Source organism: Neobacillus niacini, assembly GCF_036961885.1.
Taxonomy (GTDB): domain Bacteria; phylum Bacillota; class Bacilli; order Bacillales; family Cytobacillaceae; genus Neobacillus; species Neobacillus niacini_H.
This window is the reverse complement of sequence record NZ_JBALNQ010000040.1, coordinates 75,479-90,496: the sequence shown is the minus strand read 5'-3', so window position 1 is coordinate 90,496 and position 15,018 is coordinate 75,479. Positions and strand designations below refer to the sequence as shown.

At 39.6% G+C, this 15,018-nt stretch carries 10 protein-coding genes; all 10 read left to right on the top strand.

What is annotated here, in order from left to right:
* Positions 1-52: 52 nt before the first annotated feature.
* The 10 genes from V7124_RS17525 (at position 53) to V7124_RS17480 (ending at position 14,920) form a co-directional block, all read left to right on the top strand.
* A complete protein-coding gene (locus V7124_RS17525; RefSeq protein WP_335491529.1) occupies positions 53-1,522 on the top strand; it encodes a protein adenylyltransferase SelO in 1,470 nt (489 codons plus the stop codon).
* Positions 1,523-1,820: 298 nt separating this feature from the next.
* A complete protein-coding gene (locus V7124_RS17520) occupies positions 1,821-3,050 on the top strand; it encodes an efflux RND transporter periplasmic adaptor subunit (RefSeq protein ID WP_335491527.1) in 1,230 nt (409 codons plus the stop codon).
* Positions 3,034-3,714 carry an ABC transporter ATP-binding protein gene (locus tag V7124_RS17515; RefSeq protein ID WP_335413274.1) on the top strand — a complete coding sequence of 227 codons (681 nt, stop codon included), beginning with the start codon at positions 3,034-3,036 and terminating at the stop codon, positions 3,712-3,714. Before V7124_RS17520 ends, V7124_RS17515 begins: the two co-directional genes overlap by 17 nt.
* Entirely contained in the window at positions 3,711-4,916 is a 1,206-nt protein-coding gene (locus V7124_RS17510; protein WP_335413276.1) for an ABC transporter permease, read from the top strand. Before V7124_RS17515 ends, V7124_RS17510 begins: the two co-directional genes overlap by 4 nt.
* 150 nt (positions 4,917-5,066) lie before the next feature.
* A complete protein-coding gene (locus V7124_RS17505; protein WP_335491524.1) occupies positions 5,067-7,433 on the top strand; it encodes a polyprenyl synthetase family protein in 2,367 nt (788 codons plus the stop codon).
* A 254-nt stretch (positions 7,434-7,687) separates the two neighbouring features.
* Positions 7,688-8,770 (top strand): Fe(3+) ABC transporter substrate-binding protein, encoded by a 1,083-nt coding sequence (locus tag V7124_RS17500; RefSeq protein WP_335491521.1) that lies wholly within the window; start codon positions 7,688-7,690, stop codon positions 8,768-8,770.
* 1 nt (position 8,771) lies between these two features.
* Complete coding sequence (locus V7124_RS17495) at positions 8,772-10,418, top strand: ABC transporter permease (protein ID WP_335491518.1); 1,647 nt, start codon at positions 8,772-8,774, stop codon at positions 10,416-10,418.
* Entirely contained in the window at positions 10,415-11,104 is a 690-nt protein-coding gene (locus V7124_RS17490) for an ABC transporter ATP-binding protein (RefSeq protein ID WP_335491516.1), read from the top strand. The genes V7124_RS17495 and V7124_RS17490 overlap by 4 nt, the downstream gene beginning before the upstream one ends.
* A 277-nt stretch (positions 11,105-11,381) precedes the next feature.
* Positions 11,382-13,121: an ABC transporter ATP-binding protein gene (locus V7124_RS17485; RefSeq protein ID WP_335491512.1), complete on the top strand. Its 1,740-nt coding sequence runs from the start codon at positions 11,382-11,384 to the stop codon at positions 13,119-13,121.
* Entirely contained in the window at positions 13,118-14,920 is a 1,803-nt protein-coding gene (locus V7124_RS17480) for an ABC transporter ATP-binding protein (RefSeq protein ID WP_335491510.1), read from the top strand. The genes V7124_RS17485 and V7124_RS17480 overlap by 4 nt, the downstream gene beginning before the upstream one ends.
* Positions 14,921-15,018: the final 98 nt, after the last annotated feature.

Below are 15,018 nucleotides of genomic sequence, written 5' to 3'. Positions count from 1 at the left end.
AGTAAATGGATAAACTAGTTTGTAAAAAGACAAAAAGAGAAAAGAGGATACAATGACAAGAGAAATCAGTGATTCAGGATGGAACTTTGATAACAGTTATGCTCGTCTACCGAAAACATTTTTTGCTAATCAGAAACCAACGCCGGTCGGTTCACCCCAATTAATCATTTTTAATGAACCGCTGGCAACGTCTTTAGGGCTGAACAAACATGCTCTGCAAAGCGAGGATGGTACAGCGATATTTGCTGGCAACAAAATACCCGAGGGTGCTTCACCTCTTGCACAAGCATATGCTGGTCATCAATTCGGACACTTTACCATGTTAGGTGACGGTCGGGCTATACTTCTTGGAGAGCAGATAACACCCACGGGGCAGCGTTTTGATATTCAGCTAAAGGGTCCAGGGAGAACGCCCTACTCCCGAGGGGGCGATGGCCGAGCTGCACTTGGACCGATGCTGCGAGAATACATTATTAGTGAATCCATGCATGCACTCGGTATCCCAACTACCCGCAGTTTAGCAGTAGTGAAAACTGGAGAATCCATTATTCGCGAAACTGAACTGCCCGGTGCCATTCTGACCCGTGTGGCTGCTAGTCACCTGCGGGTAGGAACCTTCCAATACGCCGCAGGCGGAGGTACCAAAGAAGAACTTCGGGAGCTAGCCGATTATGCGATAAAACGCCATTATCCTGAAATTGAAGATGAAGAGAACAAATATCTTTCATTTCTCCAGGAAGTGATTAAACGTCAGGCATTATTAATTTCCAAATGGCAGCTGGTTGGCTTTATTCATGGTGTGATGAACACTGACAATATGACCATTAGTGGCGAAACCATCGATTATGGACCGTGTGCCTTTATGGATACTTATGATCCGGCTTCGGTATTCAGTTCCATTGATAGACAAGGTCGATATGCTTATGGTAATCAACCGAATATTGGCGTTTGGAATCTTGCGCGGTTAGCAGAATCACTTCTGATGCTTATCCATGAGAATCAAGAACAGGCAGTTACGCTTGCACAGGAGAAGCTCTCAGAATTTGCTGGATTATTTAAAAAGAACTTCCTAGAGGGAATGAGAGCGAAGCTAGGATTATTTAATGAAGAGAAAGAGGACGCATCTCTTGTTGAAAGCCTACTCAATATAATGGAGAAGCATAGTGCCGACTATACCAATACTTTCAGAGCATTAACGACTGATTCAACAAGAGAATTAGACCTGAATGGAATACCGGATTTCACTGAATGGTATAAGCAATGGGAAGCGAGACGTGATAGGCAGAAGGAATCGAAGGATTCCTCAACACAGTTAATGCGGAACAGCAATCCTGGGGTAATCCCTCGAAATCACCGAGTAGAAGAGGCACTAGAGGCGGCAGTAGATCGTGGTGATTACAGCGTGATGGAGCGTCTCTTGAATGTTCTCTCGAATCCTTACTCCTACTCTCCGGAACAGGCAGAATACTGCTCGTTGCCTGCACCGACCCCCCAACCATATCAGACCTTTTGTGGTACATGATAGGGATATCGGGCGAAACCGTGATGGTCAATGCAGTGGTGCTGGAATGACCGAAGAGCATTCGGAAAAGGCATTTGGGTCAATGCAGAGGTGCTGGAGTGAACGAACCCCAATTTCCAAAAGGCATTTGCGTAACTGTAGAAATAGAAATTCCGCTATCATAACGAAAAAGGCTGGCGCGCTCGCCAGCCTTTTTAATGTCTAAAAAAAAGGAATAAAGAACTGTATTGTTTGAAATTATTTCCATAATTGGTATAGTAATAGATAAGGATAATAATAGAATAGATGGGGGTATATTGTGAAGAAAAAGATATGGATTTGGGTTGCAGCAATTGTTGGGGTGCTTGTTATTGCCAGCACGGGGAGTTATTACTTTTTGGCAAAAGCAGACGTAAAAACTTCAGGAAATGAAAATGTTGAAATGGGGATAAGTGTTCAAAAGGTCAGTGAACAGGAATTGGTAGAATCGATTCTTGTAACGGGTAAAATTGTCCCTGAAAGTGAGCAGAAAGTCTTTTTAGAACCTGAAAAAGGCGAAATTAGTGAATTTAAGGTAACAGAAAACCAAGCCATTAAAGCTGGGGATCCGCTATTAATCTATGATTCTTCAAAAATAGAGAATGAACTTAATAAGGCAGTTCGTCAAAAGGACTTGTTACAAAGTAGAGGAAAGACCGAACAAAACCAAATTGCCGACATTACAAAGAGAGTTGCTGAAACGAAAAAGAAATTAGACGCTCAGGGAACGGCAGCAGATGGTGCCGTCGAAGGACTTGTTACACAAGAAAACGTAAACCAGATTTTGAACGAAAAGGTACAACTAGAGATGCAATATGAAGGTACAAAATCTGAAATTGCTTCCACTGACGACCTTATAAAAGAATTGAATTCACAGAAAAAAGAAATGACGATTGTAAGCAAAATGGATGGGATCATTGTAAAGATTAACCAGAATGTTGCCAAAACGGAAGCGGGAGCCTCTGAACCGATTGTCCACATTATTTCTAGTCAACCATATAAAGTGATTGGGACAATGAGTGAATTTGACACGGTTAAAATTCAACAGGGGCAGCAGGTTATTATTCGACCAAAAGTTTATAAAGATCGTGAATGGAATGGAACAGTTGAATCGATCTCACAATTTCCGAACGAAGGCGGCGGTGGTGGTGAAGAATTCGGTGGCGGTCCAGGAGGAGGTAATGTAACCATGTATCCCTTTAAAGTTGCCATTACAGATGATACCACTGAGTTGCGCCAAGGCTTCCATGTGTCTTTAGAAATTAAAGCAGGTAGTTCTGACAAAAAAATTGCGATACCACATCCAGCTTTAATGGACGAAGCAGGTATCAAAATTGTTTATATTTTAAAAGATGGGAAGCTTGAAAGACGAGAAGTTCAAACTGGGGTTATGAACGACGCGTACATAGAGGTAACGGACGGGGTAAAGCCTGAGGAACTTATTGTTATTACACCAACATTAGAAATGCATGATGGAATGGAAGTGACTTCATTTGATGAAGTTAAGTAAGATTACGAAAGTTTACGGCAAAGGCACATTAGAAGTTCCTGTCCTTCATGGGATTGACTTAACGATAGAAGATGGAGAGTTTGTTGCCATAATGGGACCATCTGGATCTGGTAAATCGACTTTAATGAACATTATTGGATTTTTAGATTACCCTACTTCCGGTACCTTTGAATTAAACGGGCAGCAAATTGACTCTTCAAAAGAAAGTGCCCTAGCTCGACTAAGAAATGAGCACATTGGCTTTGTTTTTCAACAATTCTTCATGTTTCCCAGAGACAATGCGATTAAAAACGTTGCCTCACCACTTGTTTATGCTGGTGTTTCTAAACGGGAAAGAACTGCAAGGGCTAAAGATATGTTGACAAAGGTCGGATTAGGGGACCGGATGAAGCATTTGCCTAATCAATTATCGGGAGGGCAGAAGCAGCGTGTGGCCATCGCTAGGGCAATGGTGAATAATCCAACCATTTTGTTAGCCGATGAACCCACGGGTGCCCTTGATTCACAAACAAGCGGGCAAATTATGAAACTATTTTCACAGCTCAATGAAGAAGGAAAAACCGTTATTATCATTACCCATGAAGAAGAAATAGCGGCATATGCTAAAAGGATCATCACGATTAAAGATGGCATGATTACGGATGATCGGAGGGTGACGACATGAATATTTGGGAGAGTTTTAAAATCGCCCTTTCGTCCATCTGGAATCATAAGATAAGATCGATTTTAACCATGCTGGGGATTATTATCGGAGTTGCAGCAGTCATCATTATTGTTGCGATTGGACAAGGTACGAAGAAACAAATGACCGACGAATTATTTGCAACCGATAAGAATGCCATCCAAATTTATTATGAATATATGCCACCAGAAGGCGAGGAAGGAATGTTTTGGCAGGAGCCTGAATTAACCACAGATGATGTTCAAGTGCTCGCAGATGTTCCCGGTGTTAAAGCTGTGCTTGCGACGAATCAAGGTTGGGGAATGATGAGGCATGATGAAGTACAAGGTGATATGCAAATTACAGGTGTGGGTGCGGAATTCTTTCCTGCAAGAGACATTCAAGTAGTGGAAGGAAGGGCATTATACGCTGCGGATAATGATGGTTTGAATCGGGTAGTCCTTATTGATACCATCGCGAGGAAAAAATTCTTTAAGGAAACTGAAAATCCAATTGGTGAGATTATTGATTTAAATGATAATCCTTACAAGGTTGTGGGCGTGTATGAATCACCACTCCCTGAACAATTCCGAAATAAGGAAACGGGTGAAATGCTGATGCCTCGTTCTGTTATTTCGATGATGTTTGGTAATCGAGAAATCGAACAATTATCGGTTATTGCAAGTGACTCTGAAAACATTTCTGAGACTGGAAGACTAGCTGCTGAAACATTGACGGAGACAAAAAAACTTGAGGATGGGCAGTATAGAACCAACAGTTTTGAGGATTATGAAAAAGAATTAAATACCGTTATTTCTTTACTCACTTTACTCATCGGGAGTATTGCCGGTATTTCTCTCTTGGTCGGAGGGATTGGTGTTATGAATATCATGCTCGTATCAGTAACGGAAAGAACAAGAGAAATAGGACTCCGAAAAGCCATTGGTGCGACAAGAAGGAAAATCCTTCTACAGTTTTTAATTGAGTCTATTACCTTAACCTCGATCGGCGGGTTGATCGGTATCGGTCTAGCTTCGATTGGAAGTATTGCTGTTTCACAATTCTCACCCATTACAGCTACAATTAGTCCATTAATCGTTTTAATTGGAGTTAGCTTCTCTGCGTTGATTGGTATTATATTTGGATTACTTCCTGCGAACAAAGCCTCGAAACTTAGTCCGATTGATGCACTGAGATATGAATAATAAAGGATTTAAATCAAAAATACCCTCAGCTTAAAATCGGGGGTATTTTTTTGTCTAATAATTGTAGTTTAAAAGGTATAAAGATAATGGTAACGTGTATGATTAATGTATAAAAATAAAAAAGAGAAATAAAGCAGAGGTAATGTATAAATGAGTGTGGAGTTCGTAATAAACGCAGATAGATGTTACCAAAAAGCAGAGGAAAGAGCAGTTAACTATTTTAACACCCTTCATGAGCAGCTCAAACAAAAGACGTATGTCCATAATTTAGCAAAGGATTTCCAGTCCTGGAAGCATAACCATATTCATCATCACTCATTGTTTTCATTATTTTCAAGTGGTAAGAGAAAACCGGAATCTCGGGGATTTAACAATTATATTAAATACCTTGATTATACAAATAAACTAGATCCTTATCTGGATAGAAGCATTTCATATATATTTATGCGTGATTTGGGAGCAGCATTGGATTCAAAAGACACTCAGACAAGAATTCAGAATGTCGTAGCTAGTTTGAAAAAACAGCTGACCACTTCTAGTTCATCGGATACGGAAATGTACGGCGTTGTTGGGATGTACAAATGGGCCCAAAAAGAAGCCATAGAATCGACGATGATTTGGCTGATAGAGAAACTTAAAACTGTATCCTCCTATATTCCTGAAGGGATGGATGCGGACCATGCACAGCGAAAGCTTATTAAAATCATTGCTGGAGTAGTGATGCAAGAAATTGAAGAAATGAGCGATGAAATATCCCCTGAAGAACGTTCTCTTAAACTTGCGAGAGCAATTAGAATAGGCTATTGCTATGGTTTGACCTATCCCTTCATTGATGATCTGCTCGACGCCAATGTTTTATCTGAAAAGGTGAAGAAACATTATTCTGATTTGATACGTACCACATTGGTGACTGGAGCTGTTCCGGCATTAGGTGATTGGGCTAAAGATAACTTAGAATTGCTAACAAATATTCATTCTGAACTTCGTGAAGCCTTTGAGTTCATTAAGGCAAATCAGCGCTCGGAGACTTTGGAATCATTTTTTGAGCAATCCTATGTATTTTTTCAATCTCAGGAAGTGGATCGTGTCAAGCAATTATCAAACGACAAATATACGATTGAAGATATTTTTATACCAATTATCTTAAAGTCTTCTTCTTCACGATTGATTGTTCATTCTGTCAGGAGTGCTCCTGAGGATGATGGCTTTGACAGCCGTACCTTCTACTATGGAATATATAATCAACTTGCGGATGATTTTGCAGATATGTTTGATGACTTGGAGATCGGTGCCGTTACGCCCTATACATACTATCTAACCTATCATCAAAAACGGAACGACTTAATCAATCCTTTTGAGTTGTATTGGAGTGTCATCAGCCATTTAATTCATAACGTGTATTACTCTGATTTGAAGGCTTGTGAGGTAATTTTAGACCGGGCAATCAACGGTTTAAAAAGATTTAAAGTACGAATGGGAACAAAAAAATACAACGAAGTGATGAAATTATTTTCGTTTGGACATCCTAAATTCAATCACCTCATACAAAAGATGGTGGAAAAAGCGGATGATGTAGATTTTTTTGATAAACTTTTACGGGATCAGATGATTTCCAATTTAAAAAAGGATCGAAAAGAACGGGAAGAATTTTTAGATACAATAGAAACCGTACGATCAGAGATCAACCACCTTTTACCAATCCATAAAAACGATTCCTTTTTGAAAGAGCCGATTACAGAGGCGGCAAATTATAGTTTAGAAGGCGATGGTAAACGATTAAGACCGATCATAACGTGGAACATGGGTGTTTCCGAATATGGATTAAAAAGTTACGCCATTGTGCCGCTACTGCGGTCATTGGAATACATGCATACAGCTTCCTTAATCTTTGATGACCTGCCGTCACAGGATAATGCATCGATAAGGAGAGGGCGTTCTACCCTGCACATGGTTTACAACAATGCCATTGCAGAGTTAACCGGTCTTTTTCTTACCCAGAAGGCTTTTGAAGAACAAGCCACACTGGACCAGTTTGAATCAAAAACAGTGCTTAGTCTGATACATTATTCTGCCAAAATGACAGGGGAAATGTGTAAAGGACAGGCGATGGATTTAGAGTCGAGAGGAAAGCAGTTGAATCTGGAACAATTAAATAGGCTGTGCTTTTATAAAACGGGGATTGCATTTGAAGCTTCTCTTATCATGCCGGCTATTCTTGCAAATGCTAAAGAGCAGGAAATGCTAGCGTTGAAGAAATACGCCTACCACGCTGGAATTGCCTTTCAAATCAAGGATGACTTGCTAGATGTTGAAGGGAACCAGGCGTTATTAGGGAAATCCATCGGAAAAGATTTAGAAAACAAAAATTCAACCTTTGCGTCTATCCTTGGGATGGATGGAGCAAAGAAAGCAATGTGGGATCATTACTGTCTTGCTATTGATTCACTAGGAGTGGTTCAGCAAAGGACCACTTTTCTAAAGCATTTATTGGATTATATCGTTCTTCGTGAAAATTAAGTATGATCTATCAAATAAACTTTAAGGTAAAAGTAAATGTATAAAGAAAAGGTGATCGAATAAATTTCGTTCACCTTTTTTATTCCACTCGAAGAATGAACAGAATAAATAGTTAAGATAGTCTTACGTTAATTTTATAAATAATTAAAATTATCGTTGACATGAGACATAGAGGTTAGTAAAATAAAAATATACTAATTGATAACAATTATCATTATCACTTATAATATTCTTGGAAAAGGCGGGTACATATCATGAATTTATCAAATTTATTTAAACCTTTATTGGCTGGAGCGATGCTTACAATTGGCTTAGCAGGTTGCGGTACCAATCAACCTGACACAGAAGGAGATAAAGCAGCTTCAAAGCCTAAAACAACTGAAAACCAGGAAGTAAATATTTACACAGCACGACATTATGAAGTGGATGATGAGATTTATAAGAAATTTACAGAAGAAACCGGCATTAAGGTTAATGTTGTTAAAGGAGAAGCTGAGGAACTTATTGAGAGATTAAAGCGTGAAGGTAAAAGTACACAAGCAGATTTATTTGTGACAGTAGATGGCGGAGTCCTTGCTAACGCTAAGCAAAATGATATCCTGCAGCCAGTTACTTCAGATATTATAGAAAAAAATGTACCCGAAAACCTTCGTGATGTAGATAATAACTGGATTGGGCTGGCAACAAGAGCACGTATAATCGCTTATTCAAAAGACAGAGTTACACCTGAGCAATTGTCTACTTATGAGGATTTAACAAGTGAAAAATGGAATGGGAAATTGTTAGTTCGTTCTTCAACAAGTCTATATAACCAATCATTACTTTCTTCCTTTATTGAAATAAATGGTGAAGAAAAAGCGGAACAATGGGCGAAAGGAATTGTAAACAACTTTGCCCGCCAGCCAGATGGCGGTGACCGTGACCAAGCGAAAGCAATTGCTGCAGGTACAGGTGATGTTGCGATTATGAACACATACTATGTTGGACTGCTGGCAAATTCGGAAGATCCTGAAGAAGTAAAAGTTGCTGAAAGTATCGGAGTCTTTTTCCCTAATCAGGAAACAAATGGAACTCATGTGAATATCAGCGGAATTGGTTTGACGAAGCACAGCAAAAATCAAGAAAATGCGATTAAGCTAATTGAGTATATAACTGATGTTGAAGCTCAAGAGACACTGTCAGCAAATAATTATGAATTTCCAGTAAACCCTAAGGCTTCAAAACCAGCATTGCTAGAAAGCTGGGGCGATTTTAAAATGCAAGAACTAAATTTTGATACTTTAGGAGAGCATAATAAAAAGGCAATCGAAATCTTTAATAAAACAGGCTGGAAGTAAAATGAATGTAAAATTAATAAAGCGTAATCTCAAAAAGGAAATAACCGGTTGGTGGATCATTAGTTTAGTTGGGGCAGTAGTTATTCTACTGCCTATCCTTGTTATTTTCTCTTCTATATTTCAAGAACCGAATGAAAACTGGCTTCATATTCGTCAGTATTTGCTAACAAATTATTTTGAAAACACCATCATACTTGTAGTCCTAACAGGCCTTTTTACGGCTTTTTTGGGTGTAACTCTGGCGTGGCTGATTGCGGCCTACGATTTTCCTCTAAAACGGTTTTTCCGTTGGGGGTTACTTTTACCGCTATCGATCCCAACTTTTATAGCGGCTTACACGTACCGAACAATGCTAGGCTATACCGGAGTAGTGCAAACAACGTTAAGGAATCATTTTGATTATCAGCTAAACCCAGAATGGATAACCGTTTCGGGTATAGGTGGAGCTGTTTTTATTTTTACTTTATTTCTATTTCCTTACGTGTACATGATAACCCGAGCATTTCTTGAAAGTCAGAGTACATCTTATATAGAGAGTGCAAGGTTGTTAGGAAGAAAACCATTTGCTGTATTTTATAAAGTAGTCCTTCCTCTTTCAAGACCAGCAATAGTTGGAGGTTCCGTTTTAGTCATCTATGAAGTGCTGGGTGACTATGGGGTTACTAGCTATTTAGGCATTCACACCATTTCAACCGCAATTTTTCAAACATGGTTCGGAATGTATGATGTGAATTCTGCTATGAAACTTGCTGCATGGCTGATGGTGATCATCGTGGGTATTTTCTTTTTAGAAAGACTGCTTAGACAGCGGAGGCGTTATCACTTAAGTAATAAATCAAGACCGCTTGTACCTGTGAAACTGAAAGGAATCGCAGGGATGGCTGCCTTTATGTATTGCGGAGTCGTATTTTTATTAGGATTTCTCATCCCATTTATACAGTTGATTGTATGGGCAAAGATGACGTTCCATAAAGTTTGGGATGCTACCTTTTTTACCTTGTTGTATCAAACCGTTTATGTTGCGGTATTATCTACATTGATTATTCTGGTACTTGCTGTTGTTGTCGCAAACGTTTGCCGATCTCATTCTTCGTTTTCTTTTATCCTATCTAAATGCGTAACGTTAGGTTATTCCATTCCGGGTCCAATTATTGCTATTGGTGTGCTGGCTATTTTTATTTCACTTGATAAATGGCTCGCTCCTATGTATTTTTCTATGGGACTGGGTGAAGCACCTCTCATCTTAAGTTTGTCTTTAGTCATGTTAATCGTTGGCTATTGCATTCGGTTTATGGCTACTGGGTTTAATGCGACTGAAGTGGGATTTGAGAAGGTGGGAACGAAATATATGGAAGCTTCAAGAATGCTAGGAATGGGACTGACAAAAACATTCTTTAAAGTAGACCTCCCTTTAATAAAAGGATCTTTAATTAGTGGATTTATTTTAACGTTTGTTGAAATTTGCAAGGAATTACCGTTGTCCTTGTTGTTAAGACCTTTTAATTTTGAAACATTAGCAACAAAGACATATCAATATGCAAATGATGAACAAATCCATGAGGCTTCGATTTCATCGCTTCTAATCATTTTAATCAGTATTTTATCTGTAATTATTTTTCAGATATTAGGTAAGAAGGTGAAACAATGAGTATTGTTGAAATTAAAGATCTCACTTTTTCATTTTCTCGTAAAGAGGAACCAGTTATTAACGATTTTACGTTTTCAATGGAAAAAGGGGAAATTGTCGGTATTTTAGGACAAAGTGGAAGCGGGAAAAGTACATTACTTCGTTTGATATCAGGATTAGAAATGCCAGTAAAAGGAACCATAAAAATTGCTGCTACTACCGTTGTAAGCGAAAGTGTATTTATTCATCCAGAAGAAAGAGGAGTGGGGATGGTTTTTCAAGACTATGCTCTATTTCCCCATATGACGGTAAAGGATAATATACTTTTTGGTTTATCACGTCTGCCTAGGAAAGATCGGAAATTGCGTGTGGATGAGATGTTGGAACTTGTTCAAATGGAGGAGTTCTACAAAAGGTATCCCCATGAATTAAGTGGAGGGCAGCAGCAACGGATTGCTCTTGCTAGAGCGCTTGCCCCAAAGCCCAATGTGTTGTTAATGGACGAACCATTTAGCAATTTAGACGCTGATTTAAAAGAGTCTATTCGAGAGGAACTAGGGGTGATTTTGAAAAAAGCCAATATGACATGTATTATGGTCACACATGATCGACATGATGTTGAAGCAATTTGTGATTATAGTATCACTCTCGGTCAATCGAATGTCTCTAATGGATTAAATAGAGTAAAACTTAAGACGATAAAATAGTAAGTAATATCTAATCGCAAATTATAGATTGTAGCAAAGCCTCAATTCCTTAAGGGAGTTGAGGCATTTCTATTTTATAAAGAGAATTGCCTCAATTCCTTAAGGGAGTTGAGGCATTTCTATTTTATAAAGAGAATTGCAGTATGAAATAACGAAGTGTTAGTTGGAAAAAAGAGGGGAAATATTTTAGATTTCGAAAAATAAGAAATTTTTTTCAAATAGTAATGAATATTTCTATAATTTGTAATAAAATAATAGTTTGCGAGGGGGAACGATTATGAATTTATTGAAAACTACAGTAGCGCATTTTAAACCTTATTGGAAAAAACTGCTGCTTGCCTTAGCTTTTTCATTACTAGGCGGAGCATTTACAATCCTGCCGCCAATTCTGGCAGGAAAATTAGTGGACGAAGTAATTGGCGCTAGAGAGGTGAATCTTTTGTTATGGCTTGTCGGTGGTGTTCTTGTCGCTTTTCTTGGGAAGTCACTCTTTGAGACGTTACAAGAATATGTACAGGTTAAAATTGGTCTGGATGTAATCACCGATATGCAGATTCGTGCTTTTAAAAAGCTCCATCGGACACCGATGTCATTTTTTACAACGACACCAAGAGGAGATATGTTGTATCGGTTAACGCATGATGTCGAGTCCGTTCAAAACTTAAATAATACGGTTGTTCCACGGATCTTACAGCAAGTAATTGGTGCGGTTGCTGCATTTACAGCAGTATTTGCCTTATACTGGCCAGCAGCCATTGTCATGTTTGCAGTATTTGCTATCTATATATTCCCTTCTTTTAAGCTGGGGAAAACAATGCGTAAAATGAGCGCCGTCCAACGGGATATGAGTGCAGATATGTATCAACATCTACAGGAAAGCATTGAAAGCACTAGGCTCGTTAGGACGTTCCAGACACAAGAAAAGGAAATTGAAACACAGCGAAAAAAACAAACAGCATGGAAAAACTACTCGATTCGTGCTGCTCTAATTGGAAAAGTCAATTGGCGCCTAGGAAATTTATTTAATATCGCTACACCTGGTGTTGTCATGCTGATTGGCGGTTTTTCCATTTGGCAAGGAAGTATTACAATTGGAACCCTGGTTGCTTGTCTTAACTTCATTCCGATCATGTTTTTGCCTGTTCGCTCGTTAGCTGAAAATGCTCTTACCATCCAGCAGGCGATTCCTGCAATGCAGAGAATCTACGAATATTTTGATTTACCAGAGGAACATGACGAAGATCTGCCAGCCTTTGGAGAAATTGAAGGAAAGATAGACTTGGATAACATCTGGTTTACCTATCCTAATAGCGATAAAAAAATTCTTAAAGGCGTTTCCCTGTCAATGGAACAAGGGAGTCACATTGGCATTGTTGGCACCAGTGGAGGCGGGAAAAGCACACTTATCCAAATACTGTTAGGATTATATGAACCTGAAAAAGGGTCTGTGCTTATCGATGGAAAGAACCTTTTTTCATACAATCGTAATAGTTTTCGGCAGCAGGTAGGTGTTGTTTCTCAGGAAACATTCCTGCTAAACAGCACCCTGCGCAATAATCTTTTATATGGAAAACCGGATGCTACTGATGAAGAGTTAGAGCGAGCCGTCGATGCCGCTGGCCTAAAAGAGCTTATCGAGTCACTGGAAGATAAGTATGAAACAATTGTCGGCGAACGAGGCTTAAAGCTCTCTGGTGGCCAAAGGCAAAGGGTGGCGCTTGCTAGGGCGATTTTGCGCCAGCCGCCAGTTCTGATTTTTGATGAAGCTACTTCATCCTTGGATGGGGAAACAGAAGAAAAAGTCCAGGAATCTCTGGAACAATTAATTCCAGGCAGAACGACGATAACCATTGCTCACCGGCTTGTGACGGTCAGAAATGCTGATAAAATTCTCCTATTAGACCAAGGAATGGTGGCGGAAGAGGGGACACATGAAGAACTTCTCGCATTAAAAGGTCAGTATTATGAATTATACAAAGCCCAATATAGCGAGTTGGAGAAAGAGGTGGTTGGATGAGTGTAAATACTGTCTCCCAGCAAACGAAGAATCGAGATGGCAGGAGGGTACTGTCTTTTTTAAGACCCTATAAAAATTGGGTGATTGCAGACTCTGTTGTAATTGCCATCAGCCAGGTCTTTTCAGCTTTAATTCCAACATTAGCGCTTAGCTGGCTTATTGATACCATTATTCCGAATGAAAGCTCCCGTTGGCTATGGGGACTTATGTGGCTATTAGTTTTTTCAGCCGTTTTTGATTTAGTCATGATGGTCATTGACGAATATTTTTGCCATCAAACAGCAAAGACAGTAACCAATTGGCAAAAGCTCCGGCTGTTTAGTCATTTACAAGTGCTGCCCTATTCCTTTTACCAAAACAATTCATCTGGAGAACTGCTGGCTAGAGTATCAGACGATCCAGATACTCTCCACAATTTTCTTGCTTGGGAAGGGTCAACCTTTATGGCAAGTGTTCAGGGAGTCTTTATTTATAGTCTAGTACTGTTATGGATCCACCCTTATTTAATGATTACTAGTGTGCTTCTAGGCGTAATCTTTTATTGGACATCTAATTATGTGGGCAAAAGAACAAGAGCTGCTTCTGCGGATGCGAGAAGCGAGGCTTCCCGATATCTTGAAAGATTGAGAGAATCTGTAACCGGAATCCACTTGTCGCGTGTGATGGGGGTTTCTGAAGATGAAGTGGAAAGTGTTGTTGCTATCCGAAACTCTTTTGTTAAGCATTCGGTTAAGGAATTAAAGGCAAGAATGCAGTCCGTTGTGGTTATTGCCAGCTATAATGGGGTTGCCTTGGGAATTGTTTATTTAATTAGTACGTTACTAATTTGGAACGATAGCTTGACTAGCGGACAAATGCTTACCGCAGGGGGGCTAGTAACGATAGCGGCGAATGAAATGCAAAGGCTCTTGCGTAATTGGCTTTCTGTAAGAAGAACAGGGCCTGCACTCGATCGCTCGGACATTTTGCTCTCTCATCAGCCTTCTATGGCAGAAACAGAGGAGGGAATTCGCGGCGGCAGAGCTAGCGGTGATCTAACCTTAAAAAAAGTGACATTTGCGTATCCAGAAAAAGAAGAGAATGTGCTATCAGGTGTTTCTTTTACCATTCCTGCTGGGGAGAAAGTGGCCTTGGTTGGGCCGAGTGGTTCCGGAAAATCAACAATTGTCGATTTGCTTTTTAAACTTTATGATACAAAGAATGGTTCGATTGAAGTAGATGGCAGAGACATAACTGAATGGGATACGGGCTGGCTTCGTTCTCAAATGGCGATTGTAACCCAGGATGTTCAATTGCGAAATGGTTCGCTGGCGGACAATTTGAGAATAGGAAAACCTGATGCCACGGAGGAAGAACTGTTAAAGGCTCTACAGGATAGCGGACTGAATGAATTGGTTGAAAGTCTTCCGGAAGGATTGAATACAAAGGTTGGAGAAAGAGGAAGCCTGCTTTCAGGTGGACAAAAGCAGCGATTATCGCTGGCAAGGGCTATTTTAAAAGACGCGCCAATCCTTATTCTTGACGAAGCTAGTTCCGCACTTGATCCAATCACAGAAACACAAATCAATGATGCTGTTTTAAAAACAGGAAAAAAACAGACGATCTTAATTATATCCCACCGTCTATCCACGGTTCTTTCAGCAGACAAAATTATTGTCCTTGAAAATGGAGCGATTGTGGAAGAAGGAAAGCATAGTGACTTGCTTGAAAATAGCAATGGTGTTTATGCACGCTTATTTGGAAGAGAAGCAGAAATTGGTGAAGAAACAATTACCTATTCTGGTATTCAAGCAAGGTAATTTAAAAGTAAGGCAGCTTTCCTATTAAAATGGAGGCTGCCCTTTTCATTGTGCTAGAAGGTAAAAGTTGATTTTTACTCATAATTTTCCAATATATG

What these genes read in the sequence shown, in the direction of transcription:
- V7124_RS17525 (WP_335491529.1), top strand. Translation starts at nt 53, where the DNA reads ATGACAAGAGAAATCAGTGATTCAGGATGGAACTTTGATAACAGTTAT.
- V7124_RS17510 (WP_335413276.1), top strand. Translation starts at nt 3,711, where the DNA reads ATGAATATTTGGGAGAGTTTTAAAATCGCCCTTTCGTCCATCTGGAAT.
- V7124_RS17505 (WP_335491524.1), top strand. Translation starts at nt 5,067, where the DNA reads ATGAGTGTGGAGTTCGTAATAAACGCAGATAGATGTTACCAAAAAGCA.
- V7124_RS17500 (WP_335491521.1), top strand. Translation starts at nt 7,688, where the DNA reads ATGAATTTATCAAATTTATTTAAACCTTTATTGGCTGGAGCGATGCTT.
- V7124_RS17495 (WP_335491518.1), top strand. Translation starts at nt 8,772, where the DNA reads ATGAATGTAAAATTAATAAAGCGTAATCTCAAAAAGGAAATAACCGGT.
- V7124_RS17490 (WP_335491516.1), top strand. Translation starts at nt 10,415, where the DNA reads ATGAGTATTGTTGAAATTAAAGATCTCACTTTTTCATTTTCTCGTAAA.
- V7124_RS17485 (WP_335491512.1), top strand. Translation starts at nt 11,382, where the DNA reads ATGAATTTATTGAAAACTACAGTAGCGCATTTTAAACCTTATTGGAAA.
- V7124_RS17480 (WP_335491510.1), top strand. Translation starts at nt 13,118, where the DNA reads ATGAGTGTAAATACTGTCTCCCAGCAAACGAAGAATCGAGATGGCAGG.